Here is a 20,231-nt window from a genome sequence, read left to right as displayed (position 1 = left end):
CCGAACCCGCGTCGCCGTCAGCCCGTCTCGGTCCCCTGAGTCGGGGCTTGTCCCCGGCGCCCGCGTCGCCGTCAGCCTGTCTCGGCCCCTCCGAGTGGGGGCCTGCCTCGTTGCCGTCAGCCTGTCTCGCCCCTGAGCCGGAGCCTGCCCCCGGCGCCCGCGTTGCTGTCAGCTCGTCTCGGCTCCCCCCGGGTGGGGGCCTGCCTCCGGTACCCGCGTTGCTGTCAGCTCGTCTCGGCCCCCCGGGTGGGGGCTTGTCCCCGGCGCCCGCGTCGCCGTCAGCCCGTCTCGGCCCCCTGAGTCGGGGTTGTCCCCGGCGCCCGTGTTGCCGTCAGCCTGTCTCGGCCCCTGAGCCGGAGCCCGCCCCCGTCACCCACGCACCGTCCGACCGCTGCATCGCCACCGCCAGCCCGTGCTCGGTCAGTTGCTCCCCGCGTACCTCCTCGGTGACCTTCCCGCGCACGAACACCAGCACCCGGTCGCACACCTCCGTCAGCTCCGCGAGGTCGGTCGAGGCGATCAGGACGGCCGCGCCGCCCGCCGCCAACTCGCCGACGATGCGGTGCATTTCGGCGCGTACGCCGACGTCGACACCTCGGGTCGGATCATCCAGGACGACGATCTTCGGCTCGGTCGCGAGCCATTTCGCGAAGACGACCTTCTGCTGGTTGCCGCCGGACAGCCGGGCGACCAGGTCGTACGGCCCGCCGCGCAGCCGCAGCCGCCCGGTCAACTCGGTGGTGCGGCGCACGAGTTCGGAGCGGGCGGGAGCGATCCCGCCCCGGCCGAGGGCCAGCCAGCTGACCGCCGTGGTGTTCTCCCACACCGTACGGTCCACCATCAGCCCGTAGCGCTTACGGTCGCTCGGCACGAAGGCGACACCCGCGCGCACCGCGCCCCGCAGCGAGCGCGGCAGCCCCCGGCCGCCGACGTCCACCCGGCCCCCGGAGACCGCCGCACGCCCGCACACCACCGCCAACGCGTCGAGATGGCCCGCACCTTGAAGCCCCGCGACCCCGACCACCTCACCCGCCCGCACGGTGAACGTCACATCGGCCAGCCGCCCCGGCACGGTCACCCCGGAGAGCACCACGGGCGGCGGCCGGTCCACCAACGACCCTTCCCGGCGCGGCGATTGCTCCGGCCGGCCGCCCAGCATCGCCGACACCAGCTCCGGCACGTCGACCTTGGACCGTTCCACGCCCGCCAGGACGACCCGCCCGTCCCGCAGGACCGTCACCCGCCGCGCGAAGCGCATCACCTCGTCCAGGAAGTGGGAGACGTACAGGACGGCGATCCCTCGGTCGGTCAGTGTGCGCAGGACGCGTTCGAGGCGGTCGACGGCGGCGGCCGGCAGCGCCGACGTGGGCTCGTCGAGGATCAGCAGCCCCGGGCGGCGCAGCAGGGCGCGCGCGATCTCCGTCAACTGCTGGTCGGCCAGCGACAGTTCACCCAGTTCGGTGCGCGGGTCCACGTCGAGGCCGAGTTCCGCGAGGACCGGCCGGGCCGCCCGGTCCATGGCGCGCCGGTCCAACAGGCCAAGGCTCAGGGGCGGGTGCTGCGGGAAGAGGTTCTCGCGGACGGTGAGGTCCGGGAAGAGGCTCAACTCCTGGGAGACGACGGCGATCCGGGTGTCCTTGGCCGACCGCACCGTCCCGCCGTCCGCACCCAGCGTCCCCGACAGGATGCGCACCAGCGTCGACTTCCCGGCGCCGTTCTCACCGACCAGCGCGTGCACCTCGCCGCCGCGCAGCCGGATCGACGCACCGTCCAACGCCCGTACCCCGCCGTAGGACTTGACCAGTTCCTCCGCCACGAGGATGTCGTCGTGCACCATCTCAGCGCGCGTTCTTCAGCGGCTTGAGGTTGGCCGCCTCGTCGCCGAGCAGCTTGTCGATTGCCGGCTTGTACCAGTCGTAGGCTGCCTGCGCCGACTTCTGCCGCGCGATGATCTCGTCGATGTTGGACGAGTCGACGACTCCACCGGGGGACAGGAACCAACCGTCCGGCAGCTTCCCCTTCTTGTCGCGCACGGCCTCGATCAGCATCGCAGTGGACAGATAGCCCTTGAGGAAGTGCTGCGGGTCGATGGTCACGAAGTTGGAGCCGTCCTTCACCGCGTCCAGGGTCTTCGGGTCGACGTCGAAGCCGGCCGTCAGCCACTTGCCGTGCTCCGCCTTCTTGATCTTGGCGAGGTTGTAGCTGTCCGCGTCACCGACGCCGAGGAAGGCGAGCGCGTCCGGGTGCGCGTTCACCTGGGCGGACCAGGAGCTGTAGTTCTGGCCGGGGTCGCTGTACGTCTGGAACGGTCCCAGGACCTTGACGCCGGGCGCCTCCTTCTTGAACGTGTCGGAGATGCCCTTGGCCCGGTTGTCGAGCACCGGCGTCCCCGGGTTGGGTACACCGATCACTATCTGGCCCTTGGGATTGGCGCCCAGCCGCTTCAGCGCCTCCTTCGCCATCAGCTCGCCGAGCGCGTAATTGTCGTTCCCCACATAGAAGTCGACCTTGCTGCCGTCGGTGGGCGAGGTGTCCAGGGCGACGATCGGGATGCCCTGGTCGACGGCGCGCGCTGCGGGCCGGGTGAAGATCGGCGGGTCGAGGTTCTCCAGGACGATGCCGTCCTTGGCGACCGCCGTGAGGTTCTGGAACAACTGCACCTCCGCCGGGCCGTCCGTGTTGGGCGGTCCCACGGCCTTGAAGTCGACCTTCCCCGCGTGACTCGCCGCGCTCTCCGCGCCGAGCACCATCTCGTGGGCGAAGTTCAGGGAGATGTTGGCGACCGAGATCCCCATCTTCAGTCGGCCGCCGCTGCCACCGGAGCCACCGCTGCCGCAGCCTGCGGCGGCCAGCAGGACCAGGGCGCCGAGCGCCGCGGACCACGTACGCGAACGGGGGTGCATCACGGCCTCCAAAAGGCTGGACCACAGGGGGACTTGGAGCTCAGAGCGGCTTTGAGTAGAAAGGGGCTTGGGTCCAGGGGGACTTGGCGGACCACGGGTGACGTCACTTGCGACGGCGTCCGGTGCGGCGCAGCGCGCTGTCGGCCGCGACGGCGACGAGGATCACCCCGCCGGTCGCGAACGACGTCCAGTTGATGGGTACTTCGAAGAACACCAGGCCGGAGGCGACGACCGACAGGATCATCGCCCCGGCCACCGCACCGACCACCGAGCCGCGGCCCCCGGCCAGCGGAGTGCCGCCGATGATGCACGCGGCGATCGCCTGCAACTCGTAGCCCTGGCCCAGAGTTGGATCTCCGGCGCCGTAGAAGGCGAGTGCGAGCGCGGCGGCGCAGGCCGTGGTGAGGCCGGACAGGGCCAGCGCCTGGATACGGGTGCGGACGACCGGGATGCCGCTGAAGGCGGCGGCGTCGGGGTTGGACCCGATCGCCCGCACCCGGGCCCCGAAACGCGTCCGGGACAGCACGACCGCCAGCACGACGATCACCGCGAGCAGCACCCACAGTGCGAACGGCACCCCGCCCGGATCACCGCCCGCGAACGTGAAGAACGAGTCGTTCAGCGGGAGATCGGTGATCTGCTTGCCGTCGGCGAGGGCCAGCCCGACACCCCGGAACAGCATCAGCGTGCCCAGCGTGACGATGAACGACGGCAGCGCCAGCAGCGTCGTCACCAGCGCGTTGAACACGCCCAGCACGATCCCGGTGACCAGCATCACCGGCACCGCGAGCCAGGGCGGGGTGCCGTCCCGCACCAGCAGCGCCCCGACGACCAGGCACATCGCGTAACTGCCGCCGACCGACAGATCGACCTCGCGCATCGACAGCGCGAAGACCATGCCGCACGCCATCAGCGAGATGTAGACGGAGTTGTGGGCGGTGGAGAGGAGGTTGTTCGTGTCCAGGAAGTCCGGGTACGGGATGCCGATCCCGGCGATCAGCAGCCCCAGCACGAGCAGCACACCGAACTCGTCCCGGACCCACCGGCGCGGGAACGGCATCGACCGGCGCCTGAAGGGCCCCAACAGGCCCTGCCCGCCGCCCTGTTCGCGGGCGCGCTCGGCGTCGTCCGCATCGTCCGCGTCGTCCACGGCACGCTCGGTCTCGGTCATCGGGCACGGCTCCCGTACGGCTGGTGCTGGGGTCGTCACGCAGGGTGGGCCCGCCGGGCGCGAGCGGCAACCAGGGCGTTTCAGCGAGTGGAATGCGCTCTTGCCGGGTGCCTGACGGATGGTCACACTCGCCCCATGGAGACGCGGACCGCCCTGGTGACCGGAGCGGCGCAGGGCCTCGGGCAGGAGTTCGCCGTCGCGCTCGCCGGGCGTGGCTACCGGGTCGCCGGACTCGATCTCGTCCCGCAGCCGGAGACCGCCGAAAAGGTCCTGGACTACGTGGAGTTGATCGGCGACATCACCGACGAGGCCCAGATCCAGCGGGCGTTGGACCGCCTCATCGGCCAATTCGGCACCCTGCACGTGCTGGTCAACAACGCCGGCGTCTACCCGTCGCGCCCCTTCGAGGAGACCACCCCCGAGGAGTGGCGCCGGGTCATGCGCGTCAACCTGGAGGCGCCGTTCCTGCTGACCCGCGCGGTCCTGCCGTATCTGAAGGCCGCCGGCCAGGGCAGGGTCGTCAACATCGTCTCGGCGGCCGTCCTCACCGCACCGCCCACGATGGTCCCGTACGTCGCCTCGAAGATGGGCCTGATCGGCTTCACGCGCTCGCTCGCGGCGGCGCTCGGGCCGTACGACATCACCGTCAACGCGATCGCGCCGAGCATGGTGCGCACCGCGACCGCCGAGCGGACGGTCGGCGCCGACGGCGGCTTCGAGCACGTCCGCGACCAGCAGGTGGTGCCGCGCACCCAGCAGCCGTCCGACCTGGTCTCGACGCTGCTCTACGTGGTCGACGAGGGCAGCGGCTTCCTGACCGGACAGACCCTCAACGTGTCAGGAGGATCCGCCTACTTGTGAGGCGCCGAGCCACTGCTGGAGCTCCTCCCGCAACGACCGCTGAAAGGCCGTCAGCAAGGCCTGCACGACAAGGGGTTGCATGTGCGCGGACAGCGACTTCACGTCCTGCGCGGCACGTTGGGAGACCTCGTCGCGAAACAGCTGCGACAACTCGTGGGCGGCCGTACGGGAGTGTTCGGTCAGTACGTTCCGCGCCGCGAGGATCGCCTCCTGGGACAGCGGCACGTCGAGAAGTCGCACACCGAGCCGCAGCAGACCGGAGTCGACGCGGTACGCGGCACCGTCGACCCGGACCACGTCCATCGCGACGAGCCGCTCCACGTCCTCCTCGGTCAGCGCCCGCCCGGCGCGCCGCTCCAGCTCCCGCCGGTCCAGGGTCTCCGTGCCGTCCGGCGCCCAGGACGCCACCACCGCGCGGTGGATCGCGAGGTCGTGCGCGCTGAGGTCCGGCGGCAGCTGCCCCACATACCGCTCGATCGCCGCCAGCGTCATGCCCTGTTGCTGCAACTCCTCGATCAGCGCGAGCCGCGCCAGATGCTCCGGCCCGTAGTGCCCGACCCGCCGGGCCCCGATCACCGGCGGCGGCAGCAGCCCCTTCGTGCCGTAGAACCGGACCGTGCGGACCGTGGTGCCGGCCCGCGCGGCCAGTTCGTCGATCGTGAGCGTCGGTGGCGTCGGCTCCCCGGTGTCGGTCGTCATGCGCAGCAGTATCGCTGTCTCACCAACACTGTGAAACCACCGAAGGCCGTTGTCGGCGCCAGGGCCGTTGTCAGTGGTGCCGTCTACGGTGGGTGGCATGGGGGAGATCAACTATGTCCGGGGTGACGCGACCGTTCCGTCGGTCAAGGGCGTCAAGGTGATCGCGCATGTCTGCAACGACATCGGGGGCTGGGGAAAGGGCTTCGTGCTGGCAGTGTCGCGCCGCTGGCCGGAGCCGGAGAAGGAGTACCGGGCCTGGCACCGCGCCCGCGCGGCCAACGACTTCGCGCTGGGCGCCGTCCAGTTCGTCCAGGTCGAGCGCTACGTCTGGGTGGCCAACATGATCGGCCAGCGGGGGACACGCACAGGCAGCAAGGGCGTCCCCGTGCGCTACGAGGCGATCGACACGGCCCTGGGCCTGCTGGCCGACCGCGCGGCGGAGCTCGGCGCGTCCGTGCACATGCCCCGCATCGGCTGCGGCCTCGCGGGCGGCAAGTGGTCCCGGGTCGAACCACTGGTCACCGAGCGGCTGGTACGGCGGGGGATAGCGGTGACGGTCTACGACCACGAGGACTGAGCAGAGCCGATCCCCGATCCAACTTGCCCCGTGCTGAAAGGAGTTGCAGAATCTTGCGCAACTACGGAGAAGGTCGTGATCATGAGCCGTGACATCGACGTCCTCGTCCTGGGCGGAGCCGGCGTGGACACCATCGTCCACGTCCCCGAACTGCCGCTCCCGTACGCCGACAGCTACATGATCGACCCCGGCATCACCACCCGCGCGGGCCAGACCGGCGACTTCGTGGCCCTCGGCCTGAGCGCGCTCGGCCTGCGCACCCACCACCTCGACCTGCTCGGCGCCGACCCCGAGGGCGACCTGGTCCGCGCGTTCCACCGCGACCACGCCATCCCGCTCACCGAAGTCCCCGGACCCGCCGGCACCAAGCGCGCGGTCAACCTCGTGGGCCCCGACGGCCGCCGTCTCTCCCTCTACGACTCGACCCGCGCCCACCCCGAGGACCGCCTGCCCGAACCCACGGTCCGCGCCCTCGCCGAGACGAGCCGCCACGCCCACGTCTCCATCACCCAGCCCTGCGCCCACGCCCTGCCCACCCTGCGCGAGGCCGGCGTGACGATCTCGACGGACCTGCACAACTGGGACGGCAAGAACCCGTACCAGGAGGAGTTCGCCCTCGCGGCGGACATCGTCTTCCTCTCCACCACGGCACTGACCGACACCCCCGCCCGCACCATGCGCGCCATCGCCGAGCACGGCCGAGCCGAACTGGTCGTCGCCACGGCCGGAGCGAAGGGCGCGTACCTCCTGGCCGACGACGAGGTGACCCACATTCCACCGGTCACCCCGCCGTCCCCCCTGATCGACTCGAACGGCGCGGGCGACGCCTTCGCCGCGGCGTTCCTCTACGGCTGGCTCAACAGGGAGACACCCCAGCGCGCGGCTTTCTACGGCACGATCGCGGGCGCACACGCCTGCACGGTGCCGTCGACGGAGGCGGGGCCGATAACCCGCGGCGACCTCCTGACACGAGCAGGTGCAGCGCCCCTTTAGGGGCGCGGGGAACTGCGAGCCCAGCCACAACCGGCCCGCAGCCCCCCACCGCAGAACTCGGCAGACGCCTAGTGCACGTCGTTGGTAGCCGCGATCTTCTTCCAGGACTTCGGCTGCACCGGCAGAGCCGACGACTTGGTGATCGCTGCCGCCTTGGCCGCCGGAGCGGCAGGCTTGGTCGGCTCGAACAACCACGTGTCGAAGAGCGCCGACAACGACTTCCCCGACACCTTCTCGGCGTAGGCCTGGAAGTCCTGGACGGACGCGTTGCCGTACGCGTGCTCCTTCGGCCACCCCTTCAGAATGGCGAAGAACGCGTCGTCACCGACCTCGTTGCGCAACGCCTGAATGGCCAACGCCCCCCTGTCGTAGACCGGAAGCTCGAACTGGTTGTCGGGACCCGGGTCACCGGGCGCGATCGTCCAGAACGCGTCGTCGGCCGGATGCAAGGCGTAGACGTAGTCGGCGAGCTGCTGCGCCGTCCCCTCACCCTCGTGCTCGGACCACAGCCACTGCGCGTACCGAGCGAACCCCTCGTTGATCCAGATGTCCTTCCAGCCCTTCAGCGACACATCGTCGCCGTACCACTGGTGGGCCAACTCGTGCACGACGACAGAGGTGTTGATGCCGTTCGCGAACTGCTTCTGGCTGTAGTAGACGCGCGTCTGTGTCTCCAGCGCGTACCCGGTGGTCGTGTTCGGCACATACCCGCCGGCCGAACTGAAGGGATACGGCCCGAAGTAGCCGCTCAGCCAGTCGACGATCTCTCCGGTCCGCTCGACACTCGCCCGCGCGGACCCGTCGTTGTCGCCGAGGTCCTTGCTGTAGGCGTTGATGACCGGGACCCCGCCCTCCGAGGTGCTGGTCGTGATGTCGAACTTGCCGACGGCGAGCGTGGCCAGATACGTGGCCTGCGGCTTGTTCTCCCGCCAGTTGTAGCGGGTCCAGCCGAGCTGCGAACTCGTCGACTGGAGCGTGCCGTTGGAGATGACCTGGGTGCCGTTCGGTACGGCCACCGACACGTCGTAGGTCGCCTTGTCGCTGGGGTGGTCGTTGCTCGGGAACCACCACCACGCCGACTCGGGCTCGTCCGCCGCGACCGCGCCGTCCGGAGTGCGGTGCCAGGTGTTGAAGCCGTACGCGCTCTTCGTGGACGGTACCCCGCTGTAGCGGACGACGACCGTGATCGGTGTGCCCGTCGGCAGCGGGGTCTTCGGGGTGATCTCCAGCTCGTGCTGGCCGGAGGTCGCGAAGGTCGCCTTCACGCCGTTGACCCGCACCTCGCTCACGTCGAGGAGGAAGTCCAGGTTGAACCGCGAGAGATCCTGCGTGGTCTTGGCGAGGATGGTGGCCGTACCCGCCAACTCGTCGGTGGCGGGCTGGTATTGAAGCCTGAGGTCGTAGTGCGAGACGTCGTAGCCGCCGTTGCCGTAGGCCGGGTAGTAGGGGTCGCCGATACCCGGAGCGCCGGGGGAGTAGCTTGCCGCCGAGGCCGGGATCGCCAGCAGCAGGGAGGCCGCCGCGAGCGCTCCCGGCGCGATGATTCTGCGGTGCACGAGAACTCCAAGTCGTAGGGCTCCGCGGAATGCCGAGGAGCCGTGGGGGTCCACGAAGGCCGAAGAGCCGGCGGGCCGAAGAGCCGTGGGGCCCGCTCGGTCTTCAGTCTGTTCAAAGGCTATTCAGTCCCTGTGCTCCCACGCCTGTCCACGGCACCTCCTGTCACACGATCGCCATTCGGCCGACATGACTCCGAGTGCCTCTTCCAGCACGGGAGTTGACCGATGTACCGTCCGCGCATGCCGAAACGCACGCGCTTCACGATCTGGAGATCGCTCGCGACGGCGGCGACCGCCGCCCTCCTCGCCACCTTCCTCACCCCGGCAGTGGCCCAGAGCGCCCCGCAGGAAAGCCAACCCGTCTACTCCTACGCGAACGCAATCCGCGAGGCCGTCTGGGTGGACACCGGACTCGACGGCGACGGTGACGGGAAGCCGGACCGGGTCGCCGTCGACATCGTCCGCCCGAGCGAACCCGCCCGCGAGGGCCGCAAAGTCCCCGTCATCATGGACGCCAGCCCCTACTACTCCTGCTGCGGACGCGGCAACGAGAGCCAGCTGAAGACCTACGACGCCAGCGGCAACGTTGTCCAGATGCCGCTGTTCTACGACAACTACTTCGTGCCCCGCGGCTACGCCTTCGTCGGCGTCGACCTCGCCGGCACCAACCGCTCCGACGGCTGCGTCGACGTAGGCGGCCGCTCCGACATCCAGTCCGCGAAGGCCGTCGTCGACTGGCTGAACGGCCGCGCCAAGGCGTACACGACACGCACCGGAACCGTTCGTACGCAAGCGAGCTGGACCAACGGCAAGACCGGAATGATCGGCAAGAGCTGGGACGGCACCATCGCCAACGGCGTCGCCGCCACCGGCGTCAAGGGCCTGAAGACGATCGTCCCGATCAGCGCCATCTCCTCCTGGTACGACTACTACTTCGCCAAGGGCGCCCCGCTCTACGACTCCGGCCCCGACTGGCTCTCCGGCTACGTCGACAGCCCCGACGCGCAGGCCAAGTGCGCCGCCGTCCAGCAGAAGATCGTCGACGGGGCCCCGCGCACCGGTGATTGGACGCCGTTCTGGACCGAGCGCGACTACGTGAAGGACGCGAGCAAGGTCAGGGCCAGCGTCTTCCTCGTGCACGGGCTGCAGGACCTCAACGTCCGCACCAAGAACTTCGGCCAGTGGTGGGACGCCCTCGCCAAGAACGGCGTCGAGCGCAAGATCTGGCTCTCCCAGACCGGCCATGTCGACCCCTTCGACTACCGCCGCGACGCCTGGGTGGACACCCTGCACCGCTGGTTCGACCACGAACTCCTCGGCTACGACAACGGAATCGACCGACAGCCGATGGCCGACGTCGAACGCCACCCCGACCAGTGGGAGACGTCGAGGGTCTGGCCGCCGAGCGGCACCGCGACCACGACCCTCCACCCGGCGCAGGGCACCCAGGCGGGCGTCGGCACGCTCGGCCTCGGCAAGGGCACCGGGACCGAGACGTTCACCGACAACCCGCAGGAGAGCGAGACGGACTGGGCCGCCGCGATCGACAAGTCGACGGCGGACAAGGCCGGTTTCGTCACCGGACCACTCAAGAAGGACCTGCGCCTGTCGGGTTCGTCGAAGGTGACCATCACCGCGACGCCCACGACCTCCACGGCCCATCTGTCCGCAGTCCTCGTGGACCTGGGGCCCGACACCATCCGCGACTACGCCGACTCGGCCGAGGGCATCACGACACTCACCAACCGCACCTGCTGGGGCGAGAGCACGGCCGGTGACAGTGCCTGCTTCCTCGCAACCCAGGCCAAGACCACGGCAGTCGACTACAACGTCTTCAGCCGCGGCTGGGCCGACCTCGGCAATTACGCCTCCGCCACGAAGGGCGTACCGCTCACTCCCGGCAAGGCGTACACCATCACCCTCGACCTGGCGGCGACCGACCACGTCGTCCCGGCCGGGCACCGCCTCGCCCTGATCGTCGCGGGCACGGACAAGGACCTCATCGACCCGCCGTCCACCACCCCGACCCTCTCCCTCACCCTGTCCCGCACCTCGGCCCAACTCCCGCTCGTCGGCGGCGCGTCGGCGTTCGTCAAGGCCACGGCGGGAGCCAGGTCCACGACACCCGCGGCCACGGCCCTCGACGGCGTACGGACACCCCGTCCCGCCGCCCAGCGGGTACCGGGCAACTGATCACCGACTCGGAGCGGGGCGGCGGCGCGAGCACACTCCGCCGCCCCGCTCCGGGCAGACAGGTGAGGCTCAGCCCAGCCGTACCAACTCCGCGGCCTCCTGCGCGCACCCCCACGCCACCGTGATCCCCGCCCCGCCGTGGCCGTAGTTGTGCACCAACACCCGGCCACCGCGCAGTACTTGACGCTCCAGCCGTACCGCGGGCCGGGTCGGCCGCAGGCCCACCCGGTGCTCCAGGACCCGGGCTTCGGCGATCTCCGGCCGGACCGCCGCGCACCGCGCGATGATCGCCTCGGCGGTCCCGGGGTCGGGCGTCATCGACCAGGCACCGTCCTCGGCCGTGCCGCCCAGGATCAGCCCGCCCGGCTGCGGGAAGAAGTACGTGGACGTGTCCGCCGTGTGGTCGACGGATGTGAACCAGGTCGTGATCCCCGGGTTCTCCACCACGACCAGCTGACCGCGCACCGGCCGCATCGAACGGTCGGGCACCAGGTCCAGGGAGTCCAGCCCGGTGCAGTTGACCACGACGGGCGCCGGCACCTCGGTGAGATCCGTCACCGACGCCTCCTCGACCGTCCCGCCCGCCCGCAGGAACCGCTCCCGCAGCCACGGCAGATGGGTCGGCATGTCGATCAGCGGCAGCCGTGCCCACAGCCCGCCGCCCGCGTACTCCTCGGCCCGCGCCTCGCGCAGCCCCGGCACCCGGCGCGCCCAAGGCCCCAGCTCGTCCAGGCGCGTCCCGCCCTGTACACCCTCGACCATGCGTACGCCCGTCTCCTCGGGCCGCGCCGCCAACTCCTCGTACACGCCCAGCGATTGGAGCGCCCACTCACCGACGAGCGCCTCCGGCTCGATCCGGTACGGCCACCACAGCGCGCCCGCGACGGCCGAGGTCGTCAGCTCGACGGTCTCGCGCGTCCACACCCGCACCCGGGCACCGCTCTCGGCCAGGACGACGGCCGTCGTCAGCCCGATGACGCCCCCGCCGACCACGATGACTTCGCCACTCACACCGCTCTCCATGCGCGGACCGTAGCGGAATACACCATGCCGTGCTCACACCGGCCATGTGCTGGGGATACTCACAGCATGTCTGCCGAACACGCGATGTCCGCCGCGCACGCGGCCTTCGGCCTGGCACCGGCGATGCGCGCCGGTGAAGTCCTCCCGGACGGCGGCTACCAGGTGCACCGCGACTTCGTCGACTTCCTCGTCGACGGCCGCCCGCTGCTCTTCCAGCTCGCCGACCTGGATGCCGTCTCCCCGCTCGCCTCCGACGTCCCGCCCGCGATCTTCACCGCCCAGGTCCGCAGCCTCCTCCTGGAGACCGACCCACCCCTGGAGGGCGGACGCCACATCATCTACGGCTGCCCCGAGTGCGCGGACCTGGCCTGCGGCGCCGTCACCGCCGTCATCGAACGGGACGGCACCGACTACATCTGGCGCGACTTCGCCTGGCAGACCGACGAACACGCCGACCTGGAGCGCAACGGCTACCACGGCATAGGGCCCTTCCGCTTCGCCGGCACCGAGTACCGTGCCGCCCTGGACGCCCTCATCGACGGCACCGAACCCCCGGCCGCCAAACGGCGCGTCCTCCTCATCGGCGCCCGCGTCGCCGTCCTCAACAAACTCGCCGCCGCCCTCCGCGCCATCGGCATCGGAGCCGAGATCACCGGCGACGCGACCCATGTCCCCGCCGACGAACTCCGCGGCTACGGCGCCGTCGCCTTCGGCCGCGCCGTCACCCAGGACGAACGCGCCGCCGTACGGGCCGCCTTCGACCGTGCCGGAGTCGACGTGGCCTACGTCGACGGCCTCGCCCCCATCGTCCCGCTCCTCGTCGCCCAGATCGAACACGCCCTGGACCGCCGCCCGTTGGAGCAGCACCGGCTGACGAGCCTGGTCGCCGCCGACGGCGAGGCGGGCATCGAGGTCACCTCCCCGTGCCGGGTGCGCGTCACCGCGTACCGCCTCGACCGCCTCTACCGCAGCCACACCCAGGACGTCTTCGACGGCGTCCTGGAACCCGGCCGCCACCGCATCGCCCTCGACGCGAAGGCCGTGAAGGGCGAGTCCTTCGTCGTGGCCCGCACCACGGGGAGCGTGCTGGTGGAGCCGATGGCACGCTGAAAACCGCGGCGCGAGCCGGCAAAGGGACCGATTAGGATCGGCGGTCTGATGACTGCCACTCTCGTCGCCAAGAACCTCGCCGCCGGACACGGCGACCGCGCCCTCTTCTCCGGGCTCGACCTCGTCGTCGCCCCCGGCGATGTGATCGGCCTCGTCGGTGCCAACGGCGCCGGCAAGTCCACCCTCCTGCGGATGCTCGCCGGCCTCCTCGCACCGGAGGAGGGCGAACTGCGCCTCTCCCCGCCGGCCGCGACCGTGGGCCACCTCCCGCAGGAGCCGGAGCGGCGCCCGGGCGAGAGCGTGCGCGAGTTCCTGGCCCGCCGCACCGGAGTCGCCGAGGCCCAGCGCACCATGGACGAGGCCACCCAGGCACTGGTCGACGGCGCACCCGGCGCCGACGACGCCTACTCGACGAGCCTGGAGCGCTGGCTCGACCTCGGCGGCGCCGACCTCGACGAACGCGCCGAGGAGATCGCCGACACCCTCGGCCTCACCATCGACCTCGACCAGCCGATGACCTCCCTCTCCGGCGGCCAGGCGGCGAGAGCGGGCCTGGCTTCGCTTCTTCTTTCGCGTTACGACGTCTTCCTCCTCGACGAGCCCACCAACGACCTGGACCTCGACGGCCTGGAACGCCTCGAACGCTTCGTCTCCGGCCTCCGCGCCGGCACCGTCGTCGTCTCGCACGACCGCGAGTTCCTCACCCGCACCGTCACCAAGGTCCTCGAACTCGACCTGGCCCAGAACCAGATCAACCTCTACGGCGGCGGCTACGAGGCCTACCTGGAGGAGCGGGAGGTGGCCCGCCGGCACGCCCGCGACGACTTCGAGGAGTACGCCGACAAGCGCTCCGCGCTCCAGGACCGCGCCCAGATGCAGCGCGGCTGGATGGACAAGGGCGTCAAGAACGCCCGCCGCAAGGCGAACAACGACAACGACAAGATCGGCCGCAAGTTCCGCAGCGAGGCCAGCGAGAAGCAGGCCGCGAAGGCCCGGCAGACCCAGCGCATGATCGAACGCCTCGACGTCGTCGACGAGCCCCGCAAGGAGTGGGAGCTGCGCATGGAGATCGCCTCCGCGCCCCGCTCCGGCGCGGTCGTCGCGACCCTGCGGGACGCCGAGGTACGACGCGGCGACTTCACCTTCGGCCCGGTGTCCCTCCAGATCGACTGGGCGGACCGGGTCGCGGTGACCGGCGCGAACGGTGCGGGCAAGTCGACGCTCCTCGGCGCCCTCCTCGGCCGTATCCCGCTGGACGCGGGGCAGGCTTCGCTGGGCTCGGGCGTCCTGGTCGGCGAGGTCGACCAGGCCCGGCAGCTGTTCCACGGCACGGAGTCGCTGCTCGACGCGTTCTGCGCGGCCGTGCCCGACACCGAGCCCGCCGAAGTCCGCACGCTGCTCGCCAAGTTCGGGCTCAAGGCGAACCATGTGATGCGGCCGGCCGGGACGCTGTCACCGGGCGAGCGCACGCGGTCGGCCCTGGCGCTGCTCCAGGGCCGGGGCGTCAACCTCCTTGTCCTCGACGAGCCGACGAACCACCTCGACCTGCCTGCCATTGAGCAGCTGGAGTCGGCGCTGGATGCGTATGAGGGCACATTGTTGTTGGTCACGCATGACCGGCGGATGCTGGACGCGGTTCAGGTGACTCGGCGGTTGGAGGTGGCGGACGGGAAGGTGACTGAGCAGCGGTGAGGCTCAGGTAGTGCGTTCACTGCGGGGCGGTGGGGGCTGGTCGCGCAGTTCCCCGCGCCCCTGAAGGGGCGCTGCCTGTACCGGAGTTGAGACGATCGGCCTCTTTTGCGGCGCGCTCCACCCTTTCCCGATGTTCCGCCCACCAACTCGCGTCGCCCGGCGCCATGTTGTCGCCCCCGGCCCGCTGGCCCGCAGCTCCGTCGATGAGTTCTCGTACGATGTCGGCGTGCCCTGCGTGTCGGGACGTCTCGTAGATCATGTGGGCGAGGACGCGGTGCAGTGTCATCTCGCGCCCCGGTTCGCCGGGCAGGCGGCCGATCGCTTCGAGGGGCAGCGCCTCGATCGTCGCGTCCGAGTGCGCGCAGATCCGCCGATAGTCCCCGACGATCTGTTCACGCGTCTCATCGGGCCTCGCCCACAGATCCGCGTTCGGCTCGGCGTCCCCCGCGATCCACAACTCCGGCGCGTCGACCGGCCGTCCGAAGACCGTGCCGAAGTAGAACGCCTCGGCCCCGGCCAGATGCTTGACCAGCCCCAGCAGATTGGTCGCGGTCGGCGTCATCGGCCGCCGGATGTCGTACTCCGACAACCCTTCGAGCTTCCAGAGGAGCGTGTCACGGCTGTCCTGAAGGATGACGCGGAGGTCGGCTTTGGAGTCCGGTGTGATCATGCGCCCATTCTTCAGCAGGGCGCCGCGCGCCCCGTAGGGGCGCGGGGAACTGCGCGACCAGCCCCCACCGGCCCGCAGCTCCCCACAACCTGACCACCGCAACCGTCAGCGCTTGCCCTTCTTACCCGGGTCCAGCAGCCCCGCCTTCCGCAGAGCATCAGCCATCGCACTGTTGCCCGGCGGCGGAGCCGCCTGCCGCGATCCACCACCCTGACCGCCCTGTCGCTGTTGCTGGCGCTGCTGAGGAGGACGCCCTCCACTCCGCTGCCCGCGCTGGGCACCCCCAGCCTGCTGTCCCCGCTCACCGCCGGAGGACTCGTCCTCCAGCCGCAACGTCAACGAGATCCGCTTCCGCGGAATGTCGACGTCAAGCACCTTCACCTTGACGATGTCCCCCGGCTTCACCACGTCCCGAGGGTCCTTGACGAACGTCTTCGACAGGGCGGAGACATGCGCCAGCCCGTCCTGATGGACACCGACGTCGATGAACGCCCCGAACGCGGCGACGTTCGTGACGACACCCTCCAACACCATCCCGGGCGCCAGGTCGGAGATCTTCTCGACGCCGTCCTTGAAGGTCGCCGTCTTGAACGCGGGCCGCGGGTCGCGCCCGGGCTTCTCCAGCTCCTTCAGGATGTCGGTCACGGTCGGCAGACCGAACTTCTCGTCGACGAACTCCGTCGGCTTCAGCGACCGCAGCACCGCCGTGTTGCCGATCAGCGAGGCCACCTCACTGCCCGCCGTCTTCACCATCCGCCGTACGACCGGATACGCCTCGGGGTGCACGCTGGACGCGTCGAGCGGGTCGTCCCCGCCGCGGATGCGCAGGAAGCCCGCGCACTGCTCGTAGGCCTTCGGGCCGAGCCGTGCCACGTTCTTCAGCTGGGTGCGGGAGGTGAAGGGGCCGTTGGCGTCGCGGTGCGACACGATGTTCTCGGCGAGGCCGGAGGTGATGCCGGACACGCGCGAAAGGAGCGGCGCGGAGGCCGTGTTGACGTCCACGCCGACGCCGTTCACACAGTCCTCGACCACCGCGTCCAGCGAGCGCGACAGCTTCACCTCGGACAGGTCGTGCTGGTACTGGCCGACACCGATCGACTTGGGGTCGATCTTCACCAACTCCGCGAGGGGGTCCTGGAGTCGGCGCGCGATGGAGACGGCGCCGCGCAACGACACGTCCATGTCGGGCAGTTCCTGCGAGGCGAACGCGGACGCCGAGTACACGGAGGCGCCGGCCTCCGACACCATCACCTTGGTGAGCTTCAACTCCGGGTGCTTGGTGATGAGTTCACCGGCGAGCTTGTCGGTCTCGCGCGATGCCGTGCCGTTGCCGATCGCGATCAGGTCGACCGAGTGCTGCGCCGACAGCCGGGCCAGCTTGGCGAGGGCCTCGTCCCACTTGTTCGCCGGGACGTGCGGGTAGATGACGTCCGTGGCGACGACCTTGCCGGTCGCGTCGACCACGGCCACCTTCACACCCGTACGGAAACCGGGGTCCAGGCCCAGTGTCGCGCGGGTGCCGGCCGGGGCGGCGAGCAGCAGGTCGCGCAGGTTCGAGGCGAACACGTTGACCGCCTCGTCCTCGGCGGCCGTACGCAGCCGCAGCCTGAGGTCGATGCCGAGGTGCACCAGGATGCGGGTGCGCCAAGCCCAACGGACCGTGTCCTGCAGCCACTTGTCGCCGGGGCGGCCCCGGTCGAGGATCTGGAAGCGGTGGGCGACCATCCCCTCGTAGGAAGAAGGCCCCTCGGTCGCCTCCTCGGGCTCCAGGACGAGGTCGAGGACATCCTCCTTCTCGCCGCGCAGCATCGCGAGGATGCGGTGCGAGGGCAGTGCGGTGAACGGCTCCGAGAAGTCGAAGTAGTCGGCGAACTTGGCGCCCGCCTCCTCCTTGCCGTCCCGCACCTTCGCGGCGAGGCGCCCGCGCACCCACATCCGCTCGCGCAGCTCCCCGATCAGGTCGGCGTCCTCCGAGAACCGCTCGGTGAGGATCGCCCGGGCGCCGTCCAGGGCGGCCTGCGGATCGGCGACACCCTTGTCGGCGTCGACGAACGCGGCGGCAGCGGCCAGCGGCTCCACGGACGGGTCGCCCAACAGACCCTCCGCGAGCGGCTCGAGCCCCGCCTCGCGCGCGATCTGCGCCTTGGTGCGCCGCTTGGGCTTGAAGGGCAGGTAGATGTCCTCGAGGCGCGCCTTGGTCTCGGCGGCCCGGATCTGCGCCTCCAGCTCCTCGGTGAGCTTGCCCTGCTCGCGCACCGATTCGAGGATCGCGGTCCGCCGCTCCTCCAGCTCGCGCAGATACCGCAGCCGCTCCTCGAGCGTGCGCAGCTGCGCGTCGTCGAGCATCTCGGTCGCTTCCTTGCGGTAGCGGGCGATGAAGGGGACCGTCGAACCGCCGTCGAGCAGCTCGACGGCGGCCTTCACCTGCCGCTCCCGTACGCCGAGCTCCTCGGCGATCCTGCCTTCGATGGACCCTACGAGGGGTGTCGTCACGCCCGTACCGCCTTCTCCACTGAGGTTGCGCGGCAATTGTGGCAGGTGGCACCGACACTCGGGGATCAGGGCGCCGTCCTCGATGCGCGTCGGCTAGCTCTTGCCCAGCAGATTCGCCGGAAACGCCCCGGCGGCGAGCGCGCGCCGGGCGAAGCCGGTCGCCAGCTCGGTCAGCCGTGCGACTCCTTCGGCGCCCAGGTGCTCGTACGGTGCCCGGTCCAGCCGGTCGGTCTCCGTCTCGATGCCGGCGCGCAGCGCGACGCCCGCCTCGGTCAACTCGCCGTCGCCGTCGAGCAGTCCGCGCTCCCGCAGCCGTCCCGCGGCGGCGTCCCACTCCTCCTGGCTCCAGCCGCGCGTGCCGAACACCCACTTCGGGGTCATGCCCTTGCCGGTCGCGGTGTGGGTCACCACCGCCTCCAGGCCGTCGAGTTCGGCGGACATCAGGACGGCCAGGTGACCGTCGCCGCGGTGCTCGCGCAGCAGGGTGGCGGCGTGGAAGTACGCGAGGTGGGGCCCCTCGGGGACCGGCAGATCGGCATGCGCGGCGTACAGGGGACGCGCGGCACGCGTGCACGCCTCGGTGGCCCGCAGCGCCAGCCGCGCGGCCTCCGCCATCTCCGCCGACTCGACGACGTCGTCGCCCAGGAGGCGGCGCAGGGTCGCGTCGACGGCACGCGCGCGTGCCTGAAGGGCCTGCTCCGGGGAGACGGTCTCCCACACGGCGGGGACATGCCGGGCCACGAGTTCGTACTTGTAGTTGTAGAAGGTCGCCGCCACCACACCGGGCCCGACCCGTCCCAGCGCCGCCGCCCGCGCGGCGAAGTTGATCGCCCTGGAGTCCGTGACTCCGAGCTCCGCCAGTTCCCTTCCCAGGTCGGGCGAGAAGTAGAGCGTGGCGTGCAGGGAGTTGAGCGCGTTGTGGCAGCGGCGCCCGGCACGGTGGTCGACGGCGGCAGTAGTCATGACGGTCACGTTACCGACTGGTCGGTACGCGCTCCAGCGGCGGGCGTCGGATGGCAGGAAAGGTGGGGTACTCGTCATTGCGGCCACCACGCGGAACGCGAAGAATCGGCGGTATGCGAACCGTTCTGGTGGTCCTCTTCGACGATGTGCAGAGCCTCGACGTCACCGGCCCGCTGGAGGTCTTCGCGGGCGCCGAGAAGCTGTCACCGGGGACCTACCGCATCCGTACGGCATCCCTGGACGGCGGTCCGGTGCGCACCTCCAGCGGCCTGACCGTCGTACCGGACTCGACCCTCGGCGACGCCCCGGCCCCGCACACCCTGCTCGTCCCCGGCGGCCCGGGCGCGCGTGGTCCGGACCCGCGGCTGACCGACTGGCTGCGCGAGCACGGGCCGCGCGCCGAGCGGCTGGTGTCCGTGTGCACCGGAGCGATCGTGCTCGCCGGGGCGGGCCTGCTGGACGGCCGGCGGGCCACCACGCACTGGGCGTACTGCGAGGAGCTCGCCCGTGACCATCCCGCCGTGACGGTCGAACCCGACCCCATCTACGTCCGCGACGGACCCGTCTCCACCTCGGCAGGCGTCACCTCGGGCATCGATCTCGCACTCGCGCTGGTCGAGGAGGACCTCGGCCGGGACGTGGCGCTGAGCATCGCCCGCCACCTGGTGGTGTTCCTGCGCCGGCCCGGGAACCAGGCCCAGTTCAGCGCCCAGCTCGCCGCCCAGACGGCCAGCCGGGAACCCCTCCGCGAGGTCCAGCAGTGGATCACCGAGCACCCGGGCGACGATCTCGGCGTCGACTCCCTGGCCGCCCGCGCCCGCCTCTCGCCCCGCCACTTCGCCCGCGCCTTCCGGGCCGAGACCGGCACGACCCCCGGCCGCTACGTCGACCGCGTCCGCCTCGAACACGCCCGACGCCTCCTGGAGGACACCGCCGACGGCATCGAGGAGATCTCCCGCGCCAGCGGCTACGGCACCCCGGAGGCCATGCGCCGCGCCTTCCTCAAATCCCTGGGCACGGCCCCGGCGGAGTACCGCCGCCGCTTCCGCCCGGCACCGGCGCCAGGCGCCCGCTGAACGCGGCCAGACCCGGCACGCCGGCAATCTCCGACTGCCGACTGCCTATTGGCGATCGCCGACCGTCGACCGCCGACTGTCGCCCAGCTGTGTCGACCGTGGCTCCGCCGACTGCTCACCGTCGACCGCTGATTGCAGACCGCAGTCGGCCGACTGGAGATTGTCGACCGTTGACCACGGCTCGTCGACTGTCGACCGCAGCCCGTTGACCACGGCTCGTCGACTGTCGACCGCAGCCCGTTGACCACGGC

At 70.7% G+C, this 20,231-nt stretch carries 16 protein-coding genes; 7 read left to right on the top strand and 9 right to left on the bottom strand.

The window, feature by feature from the left end:
• Positions 1-331: 331 nt before the first annotated feature.
• The 3 genes from SSP08S_RS64215 to SSP08S_RS21670 all read right to left on the bottom strand — a co-directional run bounded on the left by SSP08S_RS64215 (position 332) and on the right by SSP08S_RS21670 (position 4,074).
• A complete protein-coding gene (locus SSP08S_RS64215; RefSeq protein ID WP_019069729.1) occupies positions 332-1,837 on the bottom strand; it encodes a sugar ABC transporter ATP-binding protein in 1,506 nt (501 codons plus the stop codon).
• Position 1,838: 1 nt separating this feature from the next.
• A complete protein-coding gene (locus SSP08S_RS21675) occupies positions 1,839-2,903 on the bottom strand; it encodes a sugar ABC transporter substrate-binding protein (RefSeq protein ID WP_019069728.1) in 1,065 nt (354 codons plus the stop codon).
• A gap of 103 nt (positions 2,904-3,006) precedes the next feature.
• Entirely contained in the window at positions 3,007-4,074 is a 1,068-nt protein-coding gene (locus tag SSP08S_RS21670; protein WP_019069727.1) for an ABC transporter permease, read from the bottom strand.
• Between the two features lie 135 nt (positions 4,075-4,209).
• On the opposite strand from SSP08S_RS21670, the gene SSP08S_RS21665 reads away from it, so the two are divergent.
• Positions 4,210-4,935, top strand: coding sequence for an SDR family NAD(P)-dependent oxidoreductase (locus tag SSP08S_RS21665; protein WP_019069726.1), 726 nt, complete (start codon positions 4,210-4,212; stop codon positions 4,933-4,935).
• Here the strand turns inward: SSP08S_RS21665 and SSP08S_RS21660 are convergent.
• Complete coding sequence (locus SSP08S_RS21660) at positions 4,912-5,634, bottom strand: MerR family transcriptional regulator (RefSeq protein WP_019069725.1); 723 nt, start codon at positions 5,632-5,634, stop codon at positions 4,912-4,914. The genes SSP08S_RS21665 and SSP08S_RS21660 overlap by 24 nt on opposite strands.
• Positions 5,635-5,731: 97 nt before the next feature.
• On the opposite strand from SSP08S_RS21660, the gene SSP08S_RS21655 reads away from it, so the two are divergent.
• Both SSP08S_RS21655 and SSP08S_RS21650 read left to right on the top strand, forming a co-directional pair.
• Positions 5,732-6,211, top strand: coding sequence for a macro domain-containing protein (locus SSP08S_RS21655; protein WP_019069724.1), 480 nt, complete (start codon positions 5,732-5,734; stop codon positions 6,209-6,211).
• Positions 6,212-6,292: 81 nt separating this feature from the next.
• The gene (locus tag SSP08S_RS21650) at positions 6,293-7,204 is read left to right on the top strand and encodes a PfkB family carbohydrate kinase (RefSeq protein WP_026178717.1); all 912 of its coding nucleotides are present in this window, start codon (positions 6,293-6,295) and stop codon (positions 7,202-7,204) included.
• A gap of 68 nt (positions 7,205-7,272) precedes the next feature.
• On the opposite strand, the gene SSP08S_RS21645 is transcribed toward SSP08S_RS21650, so the two are convergent.
• Positions 7,273-8,760, bottom strand: a complete 1,488-nt coding sequence (locus SSP08S_RS21645; protein ID WP_019069722.1) for a M1 family metallopeptidase — start codon at positions 8,758-8,760, stop codon at positions 7,273-7,275.
• Positions 8,761-9,000: 240 nt separating this feature from the next.
• Here SSP08S_RS21645 and SSP08S_RS21640 point away from each other — a divergent pair, with 240 nt between their 5' ends.
• Positions 9,001-10,953, top strand: a complete 1,953-nt coding sequence (locus tag SSP08S_RS21640) for a Xaa-Pro dipeptidyl-peptidase (RefSeq protein WP_026178716.1) — start codon at positions 9,001-9,003, stop codon at positions 10,951-10,953.
• A 69-nt stretch (positions 10,954-11,022) separates the two neighbouring features.
• Here SSP08S_RS21640 and SSP08S_RS21635 read toward each other — a convergent pair whose 3' ends face one another.
• A complete protein-coding gene (locus tag SSP08S_RS21635; RefSeq protein ID WP_026178715.1) occupies positions 11,023-11,976 on the bottom strand; it encodes an FAD-dependent oxidoreductase in 954 nt (317 codons plus the stop codon).
• An 84-nt stretch (positions 11,977-12,060) separates the two neighbouring features.
• On the opposite strand from SSP08S_RS21635, the gene SSP08S_RS21630 reads away from it, so the two are divergent.
• Positions 12,061-13,086, top strand: coding sequence for a hypothetical protein (locus tag SSP08S_RS21630; RefSeq protein WP_026178714.1), 1,026 nt, complete (start codon positions 12,061-12,063; stop codon positions 13,084-13,086).
• A gap of 48 nt (positions 13,087-13,134) precedes the next feature.
• The gene (locus tag SSP08S_RS21625) at positions 13,135-14,778 is read left to right on the top strand and encodes an ABC-F family ATP-binding cassette domain-containing protein (RefSeq protein ID WP_019069718.1); all 1,644 of its coding nucleotides are present in this window, start codon (positions 13,135-13,137) and stop codon (positions 14,776-14,778) included.
• A gap of 16 nt (positions 14,779-14,794) precedes the next feature.
• On the opposite strand, the gene SSP08S_RS55655 is transcribed toward SSP08S_RS21625, so the two are convergent.
• The 3 genes from SSP08S_RS55655 to SSP08S_RS21610 form a co-directional block, all read right to left on the bottom strand.
• Positions 14,795-15,448 carry a DinB family protein gene (locus SSP08S_RS55655; RefSeq protein WP_019069717.1) on the bottom strand — a complete coding sequence of 218 codons (654 nt, stop codon included), beginning with the start codon at positions 15,446-15,448 and terminating at the stop codon, positions 14,795-14,797.
• A gap of 105 nt (positions 15,449-15,553) precedes the next feature.
• Positions 15,554-17,941 (bottom strand): Tex family protein, encoded by a 2,388-nt coding sequence (locus SSP08S_RS21615; protein WP_019069716.1) that lies wholly within the window; start codon positions 17,939-17,941, stop codon positions 15,554-15,556.
• A gap of 93 nt (positions 17,942-18,034) precedes the next feature.
• A complete protein-coding gene (locus SSP08S_RS21610) occupies positions 18,035-18,904 on the bottom strand; it encodes an SCO6745 family protein (RefSeq protein ID WP_019069715.1) in 870 nt (289 codons plus the stop codon).
• A 113-nt stretch (positions 18,905-19,017) separates the two neighbouring features.
• On the opposite strand from SSP08S_RS21610, the gene SSP08S_RS21605 reads away from it, so the two are divergent.
• A complete protein-coding gene (locus SSP08S_RS21605) occupies positions 19,018-19,980 on the top strand; it encodes a GlxA family transcriptional regulator (protein WP_019069714.1) in 963 nt (320 codons plus the stop codon).
• Positions 19,981-20,231: the final 251 nt, after the last annotated feature.

It is taken from the genome of Streptomyces hokutonensis (assembly GCF_000376565.1).
In the GTDB taxonomy this organism is placed as follows: domain Bacteria; phylum Actinomycetota; class Actinomycetes; order Streptomycetales; family Streptomycetaceae; genus Streptomyces; species Streptomyces hokutonensis.
Note: the sequence above shows the minus strand (reverse complement) of the source record. Positions and strands in the feature narration are given on the sequence as shown.

What these genes read in the sequence shown, in the direction of transcription:
- SSP08S_RS21655 (WP_019069724.1), top strand. Translation starts at nt 5,732, where the DNA reads ATGGGGGAGATCAACTATGTCCGGGGTGACGCGACCGTTCCGTCGGTC.
- SSP08S_RS21625 (WP_019069718.1), top strand. Translation starts at nt 13,135, where the DNA reads ATGACTGCCACTCTCGTCGCCAAGAACCTCGCCGCCGGACACGGCGAC.
- SSP08S_RS21650 (WP_026178717.1), top strand. Translation starts at nt 6,293, where the DNA reads ATGAGCCGTGACATCGACGTCCTCGTCCTGGGCGGAGCCGGCGTGGAC.
- SSP08S_RS21640 (WP_026178716.1), top strand. Translation starts at nt 9,001, where the DNA reads ATGCCGAAACGCACGCGCTTCACGATCTGGAGATCGCTCGCGACGGCG.
- SSP08S_RS21670 (WP_019069727.1), bottom strand. Translation starts at nt 4,074, where the DNA reads ATGACCGAGACCGAGCGTGCCGTGGACGACGCGGACGATGCGGACGAC.
- SSP08S_RS21675 (WP_019069728.1), bottom strand. Translation starts at nt 2,903, where the DNA reads ATGCACCCCCGTTCGCGTACGTGGTCCGCGGCGCTCGGCGCCCTGGTC.
- SSP08S_RS21665 (WP_019069726.1), top strand. Translation starts at nt 4,210, where the DNA reads ATGGAGACGCGGACCGCCCTGGTGACCGGAGCGGCGCAGGGCCTCGGG.
- SSP08S_RS21610 (WP_019069715.1), bottom strand. Translation starts at nt 18,904, where the DNA reads ATGACTACTGCCGCCGTCGACCACCGTGCCGGGCGCCGCTGCCACAAC.
- SSP08S_RS55655 (WP_019069717.1), bottom strand. Translation starts at nt 15,448, where the DNA reads ATGATCACACCGGACTCCAAAGCCGACCTCCGCGTCATCCTTCAGGAC.
- SSP08S_RS21630 (WP_026178714.1), top strand. Translation starts at nt 12,061, where the DNA reads ATGTCCGCCGCGCACGCGGCCTTCGGCCTGGCACCGGCGATGCGCGCC.
- SSP08S_RS21635 (WP_026178715.1), bottom strand. Translation starts at nt 11,976, where the DNA reads ATGGAGAGCGGTGTGAGTGGCGAAGTCATCGTGGTCGGCGGGGGCGTC.
- SSP08S_RS21605 (WP_019069714.1), top strand. Translation starts at nt 19,018, where the DNA reads ATGCGAACCGTTCTGGTGGTCCTCTTCGACGATGTGCAGAGCCTCGAC.
- SSP08S_RS21660 (WP_019069725.1), bottom strand. Translation starts at nt 5,634, where the DNA reads ATGACGACCGACACCGGGGAGCCGACGCCACCGACGCTCACGATCGAC.
- SSP08S_RS64215 (WP_019069729.1), bottom strand. Translation starts at nt 1,837, where the DNA reads ATGGTGCACGACGACATCCTCGTGGCGGAGGAACTGGTCAAGTCCTAC.